We start from the raw sequence: 9,246 nt of genomic DNA, 5'->3' as shown, positions 1-9,246 counted from the left end.
AGAATTTCCCCGGCTCCCAGCTGTTCCATTTTCTTCGCCCACTTAATGGCATCCAGTCCGGTTGGCTTTCGGCCTCCATGGGTAAAGATTTCCCAGCGATCAGGTTCGCCTGAAAGGCTGACCTTCTTGGCGTCGATGGCCACAACAATGCATTGGGAACCGAAACGGTCAGCAGCTTCCTGAACAAACTCAGGGTTAAAGACAGCCGCCGTATTAATACTAACTTTGTCGGCACCGGCATTAAGCATGGTACGAATATCTTCCACCTTGCGAATGCCGCCACCGACTGTGAGAGGGATAAACACTTCACTGGCCATGCGCTCAACCGTATGAACCATGGTGTCGCGGTCTTCGTGGCTGGCAGTGATATCCAGAAAGGTGATCTCGTCAGCACCTTCTTCGTTGTACCGACGAGCCACCTCAACAGGGTCACCGGCATCACGGATATCAAGAAACTGAACGCCTTTCACCACTCTGCCGTTATCAACATCAAGACAGGGAATAATTCTTTTCGCTAAGCCCATTGAACGGCCTCTCTATTTTCTGCATTGAACCGATTAAAGGCTGACCAGACGCAGGCATACCGGATATCTATACTCATCTCCGCTGCTGGCTTTCATGCTGGCCCGGATCACAAAAATCAGGGCAAAAACCACTGCAAACGGAATCAGGGGAAGAAAGAGCAGTCCGATCAGAACGGCATTCAGTAATCCCCAGATGGCAATCACCAGCATCACGGTAATCTGGAAATTCAAAGACTCTTTAGCATGATGGGCAATAAACGCAGACTGATCTTTTTTCTGATACCAGATCAGAAAAGGGATCAATATGTTCATGCCCGGCAGGACACAGCCAAATAAAGTCAGGATATGGGAGAAGACCGCCCAATTCTTTTCATTGGAATCGGGCTTCTTCATAAATGGTTGTAAAGCGTCTATGTCCATTTTTTTTGACTCGAACGTTTTTAAAGTGTCGAGCCCCTCTCTATGGATTCCAGTTCAAAAAGTTCTCAAGCAGTTTCAGGCCACTGTCAGCGCTTTTCTCAGGGTGAAACTGCACCGCAAAAATATTGTCCCGTGCTAAAGCCACATCAAAATCAACACTGTAGTGACAACGACCGACGGCCATCCCATCGTCGTTCGCATGAGCATGATAGCTGTGGACAAAATAGAAGCGGGCGTTATCTTCGATGCCTTTCCAGAGGGCATGGTCACGATGTTGCTGAACCGGGCTCCAGCCCATGTGGGGGACTTTCAGTTTATCTCCACTCTCATCCACCAGCCCCTTGCCAAAAAATTTTACTCGTCCGGGCATCAGACCCAGGCAGTCAACGCCACCATTCTCTTCGCTGTGATTCAGCATGACCTGCATACCAACGCAGATACCCAGAAGCGGGCGCTGACTTTCGACCACTTCCCGCACTACATCATCCACGCCTTTGGCACGAATTTCTGCCATGCAGTCACGGATAGCCCCGACGCCGGGAAGTACTACATGATCTGCCTGCTGTATAATTTTCGGGTCAGAAGTCACCTTGACACAGGTATCGCTGCTGGCCACGTGTTCCAGAGCTTTACTGGCAGAGTGAAGGTTACCCATCCCATAATCGATGACTGCAACGGTCTTCATTCTTTTAACTCACCGGACAGTTTATTTGTTTCGCTCATGGCTGCTTTTTCGCTGTTGATTAAAGCGAACCTTTGGTGGACGGCATCTGGCCAGCCATGCGGGGATCCAGTTCCAATGCCATTCTCAGTGCCCGGCCGAAAGCCTTGAAGACCGTTTCTATCTGATGGTGAGCATTGCGACCTCGCAGATTATCAATGTGCAGTGTCACATTGGCGTGATTAACAAAGCCCTGGAAGAATTCATAGAACAGGTCAACATCGAACTTGCCAATCATGGCCCGGGTAAAATCAACATTAAACTCAAGACCGGGACGTCCGGAAAAATCGATGACCACTCTGGAAAGCGCCTCGTCCAGCGGTACATAGGAGTGGCCGTAGCGGGTCAGGCCTTTCTTGTCACCAATGGCTTTGGTGAACGCCTGACCCAGGGTAATACCGATATCTTCTACGGTATGGTGGTCATCAATGTCGTTGTCGCCCACAGCCTTGACGTCGAGATCAATCATGCCATGACGGGCAATCTGGTCCATCATATGATCAAGAAAGGGAACACCTGTGTCGAACTGGCCCTTGCCATTACCATCCAGATTGATATCAACCCTGATCTGGGTCTCCAGCGTATTTCTTTCAACACTGGCCTTGCGCTCAGCCATGATAATCTCCGATTGTATCTATTCTGTGCATGGAGTCTGACCCGTTGTTAATAATGCCAGACTCTGATTAAGACCATTCTAACCTGAATGCCTGCCGACTCCCGGACCAAAACCCGGCTATTATACGGAGCAGCTCCGAAGCAGGCGAGCTATTCATCTCGTACTTTGTCGAAAAGGTCACCTTCAAGCCTCTCGAGCAGCCTGTCAATCTGCTTTCGCTTGTTCTGTACAAGCCTGCCACCGGAAGGTCTTTCACGGTCATTGGCCCAGTCCTCCGACCAGCCTACCGTAAAATCCACACACTGTTCAGAAAACTGAGGCAGTGAAAATATCTTGGACTGCTCCAGACAGCCGGTAAGGAAATTATCAACATCCGACTGTTGAATAGGGTATTTGCCCACCGCTTTCTTGATATTTCCAGGCTTGACGACATATATCCAGATTTGCCCTTGCTCGGGTAGGTGACCACCAGTCATGCTCTTGAGTTGTCTGACATTCATCAAGACCCTGCAGTTCAGGGTTTCAGTGCGATCCAGACTGCGGATCTGCTGATCGGATGATGCCAGCAACAAGCCATTGAATAACGTCCCTTCTTTCGGGGTAACACCCAAAACGGTTCTGGTTGGTGATTTTTCAACGACCCTGACAAACCAACCCCGCTGATAACCACTGACCCAGACAGGAAACTCAACCTCATCTTTGTTCAGCTTTTTCTCCCGGGCTGCTTCCAGTATCAGCGTGCCAGAAGCCACCAGATATTGCTTTTGACGGCTATCGACCCCGGGGAAACATGACGAATCCAAAGCCCACGAAGAGATGGGCAAAACCAGACAAAAACCCACCGCCAACCATCGTTGATATGACATTACCCTAAAAGTACCCATTATCTCCATAACCTGTTCCTCAGACATCCAAACGGCATAGGCAGATAACCCCCCCAACCAGCGTCAGGCAAACAACCACACCTCATAATAGTCGCTGAAAAACATGCCATAGCATGCGGTTGCCCATTCATTGAGTTCGCTGCTTCCAGTTCAATGGGTCATACAACATTTGGCATTTAAAAAATTAATTCATCACAACACTTGCAATTAATTCACATATCTGATTTTTTAAAAGCAATGGTCAGAAGGATCTGATTCATGTCTGCTCAAGTGCTGTTTAAGGACAAAACGCTCAGGCTGGGAGTCGTTGCTTCCCTGACGACACTGATCGCTGTTTCAGCGGACGCTCTCTTATTGCCTCCAAAACCTCTGGCACTGAGTTCATCGTGGGATTGTCGCTCAGGACCTAACAGCGACTGGCTATGCAGAAGCAGCCAGACAGATCGTTACGAACAACCTCTGGAAACCGCTGCGTATTCTGCTTCAGATAGAAACAATGGGTATCCGGAAACGATTCCTCAGAATCAATATCAGCCTGCCAGAGCCGAGCCAGAAATCGACTCCTCGCGGACGTCAGTGCAGCCTGACTATCAACGGCGAGATAACTACGCCAATCCCAACCAACAGACGACTCCGAAACAGCAACCCCGGCAAAGCATCAACGAACTGCTGAGTTCGGAACACGGGAGCTTTGTTATTCAGTGGCTTGCAACACATACCGAAGAGCCATTAAGGGATTTGCAGCGTCGTTTCCCGGTTCTGCAACAGGCGACGATTGTTCGCTATCAGCGCAACAACAAAGATTGGTTTGTATTGCTGGACGGACCTTTCAGAGATAGCCAGTCAGCGATGACAGCCCTCAACAGCCCTCCCCGGTTGTTGCTGACCGACAAGCTCTATCCCTGGACACGCTCTCTGGCCAGCATTCAGAAGCTCAACCTGATTATGCCGGGAGAACTCAGAGCTCCCGGCGGCCCCTCACAGCCATTTAACGAACAGCGTTATGCAGATAATGATCCTCTTAAGCCGGATAATAATCGTTTGTTTGCCAGTATCGCGCCCGCCTACCCAAAGGTGCAACCAGCAGAAACCTATCGGGACTACAACACTGACCCTTACCAGACTTCTGAGCCAATATTTGGATCTTCCTATCAGTCCGACCCCTATTACGATGAGGAAGCACTGGATTTGAATTACAGCACTTCGAGTACACAACGTTATGCCCGGACGATGCCTGAAGCGGATCGTTTCCAAGCAAGAAAGCACTACCAACAGAGCCACCAACAGAGCCACCAACAGGACAGCTATTCAGCTTATTCAGCCCGGAAAGAGATCAACGAATACCGTCGTCCAAAAGAAACCAGAGAGTACCGAGAGCCTGCCAAACAGAGCATCCTCGGAGCCTCCCCAAACAGTTACGCTATCCAGTGGCTGGCTGGAACCCGAAGAGATACTCTCGAAAGAGTCCGCAGGCGCTATGCACAGTTGAGTGACGCCCAGATCATACACTACCGAAAAGGACGACAAGACTGGTTTTTGCTCGTAGGCTCCCCCTATACCAGCAAAGGTCAGGCTAAAAGGGCACTTTCCAACCCGGAGCTGGCGCGTATTTCTACACGTCTGTACCCCAGAGTCCGATCAGTTAATGAACTAAAAAGTCTCATATCAGCTAAGCCAGAAAGGGCTCAGCAGATTCACTCCCAGATAGTTACCCAGCCAAAGGGGTCGGTCTTCAGCGGAACGGGTAACAGCTACACTATCCAGTGGTTTGCAGCCAACAAGCCGGAAGCCATTGAGAAGCTGAAGAAACGATTCCCTGAATTGAGATCTGCTGTCACTGCCCGATACCGTAAAAATCAGAAAGACTGGTATGTTCTTCTGCAAGGTCAGTTCAGCAGCAGCAAAGAGGCTCTGGCTGTTCTTAATTCACCTCAACTGAAAGACGCTGTTCAGGTTCTCTACCCTTGGACCCGCTCGGTGAAATCCCTCAAGAAACTTCAGGCCCGGGAGAGTTAGGAAACAATATTTTCATCCCCCTTGCCAACTCCTCAAACACTTGCTGTACACTACCCTGAACAAGCAATAACAACACTTTGTACCCTGAGATCCCGAGGTCTCCCATGAATCGTGCAATTAAACTCATCGCCTCTGTGGTGGCTGGCATCATTATTCTTGTGGTTGCCGCTGCCCTGATTCTTCCAAAAGTAATTGATCCCAACAATTACCGGGATGACATTTCCAAACTGGTTTATGACAACACAGGCCTGACACTCACGATTGACGGCCCCATTGACTGGTCGGTCTTTCCCTGGCTGGGACTTTCCCTCGAGCAGGTGAATGTAAAAGGTGCAGACAACTCCGATCTGGCTGAACTGGGTAAAGCGGAAGTCAGCGTTAAACTGCTACCTTTGTTAAGCAAAAAAGTAGAGATGCAAACAGCCAGACTGATAGGACTAGAGCTCAACCTGGTCAAAAATGAGTCTGGCCAAGGCAACTGGGAAGTTTCCAAAAATGCAGCCAGCCAACCTGCAGCAACAGAGACCACAACCGTTATAACGCCCGAAGGTAAAACCGAATCTGCTCCTCTGGAGCTGGATATTGCCCATGTCACTGTTGAAGGATTGGTGATCCGTTACAACGACAAGAGCACAGGCAAAACCTATCTGGTTGATCAGGCGGGATTGGAAACCGGGGCAGTTCGCAACAATGAGCCTTTTGACTTCAATCTGAAAGCGCGCATTAGAAGCGGTGAACCGGATCTGACGCTGATGACTGGCATCAGTGGCGTTCTGATATTCAACCTTAAAGACGGCACTTATGATCTGAAAGATCTCAATATCTCCGCCAGCCCGGCAGAAGAGAACCTTGTTGGGGAAAGCGCCGAAACCCTGCAAATTGTTGGCTCTTTGAATATTCAGCAAAAGCCACTGATGGTGAAAGGTCACCTCGATGTCACTCAATTCAATCCGGGCAAGTTTTTAAAAGAGATCAAGATCCTGCTCCCGCCCATGGCAGATCCCGGGGCAATGACTCAGATGGCTTTCAAGAGCAGCTTTAGCACCGATGGTAATAGTTTCTCTGCGGACAAGCTGGATCTGACGCTGGATGGTTTCAACATCGATGGCTTTTTCAAAATCGGAAATCTGGAACAACAGGACATGACCTTTCAGTTCAAAGGCGGTGATCTGAACCTGGATCGCTATCTGCCACCAACTTCTGAAGAGACAGCATCCAAAGAAGAAAAATCAGAAGGTGTTCAAAACACAGAGCCCCCAACCGTTGCATCAGGCACTGCAAAAGCACTTCAGCCAAATCAGGAGCTGCCACTGATTCCGGAAGACACCCTGCGTCCTCTGAACATCAAAGGCTCTTTGGAGCTGACTTCCCTGACCGTTGCAAAACTCATTTTTAATCAGCCTTCAGTCCAGCTCACAGCCCTGAAAGGGCGCCAGGATATCAAGCTAACTTCCGGCTTTTATGACGGGAGCATTGATCTGGACGGCAAACTCGATGTTCGCAAGAAAGGTGATCCCGACGTTCAGACAACAGCAAACCTGAAAGGTATCAACCTGCAGGCTTTGGCCCAGCCTATACCGGCGCTGAAGTCTATTGAGGGTAAAGTGAATGCAGACATGAGCCTGACGACCCATGGCCAGCTACAAAGTGTTCTGACCAGTAACCTGAACGGTAAGATCGACTTCAAAGTCGATCAGGGGGCCTTTACTGAGGCTAACTTTGACAAGATGGTGTGCGAGGGAATTGCCAGGATTCGCAAGCAGGATCTGCAGAAAAAAGACTGGGGTCATACCACCCGGTTCACCCAGCTTAGAGGCAGTTTCACCATTAGCAACGGGGTAGCCAGCAATAAAGACCTGACTGCTGCCCTGACCAACCTGAACCTCAAAGGTGACGGTAATATCAATCTGGTCAAACAGACTCTGGATTATCATTTGGGCCTGAACATCAGTGGCGACCGTGCTCCTGATAGCGATCCAGCTTGCGTGGTTAACGAAGACTACGTCAACGTCACCTGGCCGGTTCGTTGCCAGGGCAAGCTAGGCCAGCAGGAGTGTGGCGTTGACACCGAGCGTCTGGCCGACACTATTGCTTCACTGGCCAGACAGGAAGTGAAAAAGCGTCTGGAAAAAGAGATTGAGAAAAAAGCCGGACACTTGAAAGACGCTCTGAAAGGTCTTTTCAAGTAAATAAAACCAATTTTTCTAATTTTCTTGCTCTCTTCCCTTCACTCACCTTTGTCGTTATCAGTGAGGGGAAGTACATGGTGCCATAGCCATTCGTAGACAGCCACTGACAGATAAGTCGTCCTTCAGCCAAGCATCTATTTCGTATTTTGTTAACAATCTAAATTCGTTATGTTATAACATTTACAAAGCTGACAAATGTCGACTACATTTATTGCACCCAACGCAGCGATCATTTACGCATTAGGAGCCATCTGTGCCTGAAGTCAACTCGCCAGTCATTTCCACTGACTTCCATCCCCAACCCACCCTTGCAACTGCCTGTAAAAAAGCTACTCGCAAAAGATGGGCATGCCGCCGAATGGCAGAAGCGCTGATTCTGGTGGCAGCCTCTGCAACCGCGAATGCTGAAGGGTTCAGTCCAAACTTCAGCCTTATTCTGGACGGCCATTACAAGTCAGCCGACAGCGCTCTGAGCGAATACGATAAGGGCTTTGGACTGGGTCATACTGAATTGGGTGTCAGCGCGGGTATTGATGATCTTTTCTATGGCAAGTTCACCGGTGTAGTGCATGAGCACGATGGCAAAACCGAGTTCGAAACAGAAGAGGCATTCATCCAGACTCTGGCTCTTCCCGGTGGTTTGAGCGTTCGGGCTGGTCGATTCCTGTCTGATATCGGCTACCTGAACGGTCAACACGCCCACACGGATTCATTTGTTGAAAGACCTGCTGCTTACCGGGCAATGCTGGGGTCACATTATTATGACGACGGTGTTCGCCTGAGTTATGTAATGCCTACCGATACGTTCTGGACGATCGGTACCGAAGCTTTCAGCGGTGAAAAGATGCAGGCTGCAGATTTAACCGATCCAAAGTCAGTGGGAGTTTACACCGCCTTCACCAAAATTGGCGGTGATTTTAATGAAGAGCACAGCTGGCAGCTGGGTCTGAGCTATCTCAGGAATGACAACGGTGCCAACATCAGTAGTCATGATCATGAGCACGAAAACCATGAAGATCACGGACATGAAGAAGATGAGGGCCACAACCACTCTCATGACGCCCGGTTTACCGGCAAGAACACTTATATTGCCGATGCCGTGTGGAAGTGGGCTCCTGATGGCAACTATAAGTACCGCAGTCTGACCCTGACAGGGGAATATCTACAAACACGGGATCTCAGCGATACCATCGAGGCTAATGAAAAAAATGAAGGCTTCTACCTGAGCAGCGTTTATCAGATGACGCCTCAATGGGCAGTGGGTGCCCGTTACGGTGAGTTCAAAGGCTACGAAGCCCACGGCGATCATTTTGATGAGAAAAACCTGCAAGAAACTGAACTTATGGTGTCCTGGAGTTATTCACACTTCTCCACAGTCAGACTGCAATATACCCATCAGACCGGCGACGGTTTCGAAAACACCAACAACAACATCGTGACCCTTCAGTATGTCATGTCCCTTGGAGCTCACGATGCGCATACTTTCTAAACTGTTGCTGGCATTCGCTCTGGCCTTTCCAGTATCCAGTCATGGGGCATTGACCGTTTTTGCCTGTGAGCCGGAGTGGGCGGCATTGTCAGAAGCGATTGCACCTGAAGCAAAGGTTTACACAGCAACGACTGCCCGACAGGACCCTCACCATATTCAGGCTCGTCCGGGACTGATCTCGAAAATGAGGAAGGCTGACATAGTCGTTTGCTCAGGTGCTGAGCTGGAAACCGGTTGGCTCCCGGTTCTGCAGATGAAGTCAGCCAATCCAAAAGTCCAGACCGGAGACAAAGGGCTGTTCTTTGCGGCTGATCAGGTGGAAACCATCGGTAAGCTTGAGAAGGTAGACCCAACCATGGGTGATGTTCACCCGGAAGGAAATCCTCA

9 protein-coding genes are annotated in these 9,246 nt (G+C 49.6%); 4 read left to right on the top strand and 5 right to left on the bottom strand.

Going from position 1 to position 9,246, the window contains the following annotated elements; all coding sequences use genetic code 11:
* The 5 genes from hisF to KDK18_RS11110 all read right to left on the bottom strand — a co-directional run.
* A partial coding sequence (gene hisF, locus KDK18_RS11130; RefSeq protein ID WP_257254973.1) for an imidazole glycerol phosphate synthase subunit HisF occupies positions 1-524 on the bottom strand: 524 nt, incomplete at its 3' end.
* A 33-nt stretch (positions 525-557) separates the two neighbouring features.
* On the bottom strand, positions 558-944 hold the full coding sequence (locus tag KDK18_RS11125; RefSeq protein ID WP_257254972.1) for a DUF4870 domain-containing protein: 387 nt from the start codon (positions 942-944) through the stop codon (positions 558-560).
* A 40-nt stretch (positions 945-984) separates the two neighbouring features.
* Positions 985-1,629 carry an imidazole glycerol phosphate synthase subunit HisH gene (hisH, locus tag KDK18_RS11120; protein ID WP_257254971.1) on the bottom strand — a complete coding sequence of 215 codons (645 nt, stop codon included), beginning with the start codon at positions 1,627-1,629 and terminating at the stop codon, positions 985-987.
* A gap of 58 nt (positions 1,630-1,687) precedes the next feature.
* Complete coding sequence (hisB, locus tag KDK18_RS11115; protein ID WP_257254970.1) at positions 1,688-2,281, bottom strand: imidazoleglycerol-phosphate dehydratase HisB; 594 nt, start codon at positions 2,279-2,281, stop codon at positions 1,688-1,690.
* Positions 2,282-2,430: 149 nt separating this feature from the next.
* Positions 2,431-3,165 carry a hypothetical protein gene (locus KDK18_RS11110; RefSeq protein WP_257254969.1) on the bottom strand — a complete coding sequence of 245 codons (735 nt, stop codon included), beginning with the start codon at positions 3,163-3,165 and terminating at the stop codon, positions 2,431-2,433.
* A 258-nt stretch (positions 3,166-3,423) separates the two neighbouring features.
* On the opposite strand from KDK18_RS11110, the gene KDK18_RS11105 reads away from it, so the two are divergent.
* From KDK18_RS11105 to KDK18_RS11090, 4 genes are all read left to right on the top strand, one after another.
* Complete coding sequence (locus tag KDK18_RS11105; RefSeq protein WP_257254968.1) at positions 3,424-5,181, top strand: SPOR domain-containing protein; 1,758 nt, start codon at positions 3,424-3,426, stop codon at positions 5,179-5,181.
* A gap of 104 nt (positions 5,182-5,285) precedes the next feature.
* A complete protein-coding gene (locus tag KDK18_RS11100) occupies positions 5,286-7,370 on the top strand; it encodes an AsmA family protein (RefSeq protein WP_257254967.1) in 2,085 nt (694 codons plus the stop codon).
* 253 nt (positions 7,371-7,623) lie between these two features.
* On the top strand, positions 7,624-8,859 hold the full coding sequence (locus tag KDK18_RS11095; protein ID WP_257254966.1) for a hypothetical protein: 1,236 nt from the start codon (positions 7,624-7,626) through the stop codon (positions 8,857-8,859).
* On the top strand, positions 8,843-9,246 hold a 404-nt coding region (locus KDK18_RS11090), incomplete at its 3' end, for a metal ABC transporter solute-binding protein, Zn/Mn family (protein WP_257254965.1). The genes KDK18_RS11095 and KDK18_RS11090, both read left to right, overlap by 17 nt.

This window comes from Endozoicomonas sp. SESOKO3, assembly GCF_024606255.1.
The sequence above is the reverse complement of the archived record's forward strand: the minus strand, read 5'-3'. Positions and strand labels throughout refer to the sequence as shown.

Excerpts from the sequence above, each read along its gene's own strand:
- KDK18_RS11105 (WP_257254968.1), top strand. The coding sequence starts at position 3,424 with ATGTCTGCTCAAGTGCTGTTTAAGGACAAAACGCTCAGGCTGGGAGTC.
- KDK18_RS11125 (WP_257254972.1), bottom strand. The coding sequence starts at position 944 with ATGGACATAGACGCTTTACAACCATTTATGAAGAAGCCCGATTCCAAT.
- KDK18_RS11100 (WP_257254967.1), top strand. The coding sequence starts at position 5,286 with ATGAATCGTGCAATTAAACTCATCGCCTCTGTGGTGGCTGGCATCATT.
- hisB (WP_257254970.1), bottom strand. The coding sequence starts at position 2,281 with ATGGCTGAGCGCAAGGCCAGTGTTGAAAGAAATACGCTGGAGACCCAG.
- KDK18_RS11110 (WP_257254969.1), bottom strand. The coding sequence starts at position 3,165 with ATGGGTACTTTTAGGGTAATGTCATATCAACGATGGTTGGCGGTGGGT.
- hisH (WP_257254971.1), bottom strand. The coding sequence starts at position 1,629 with ATGAAGACCGTTGCAGTCATCGATTATGGGATGGGTAACCTTCACTCT.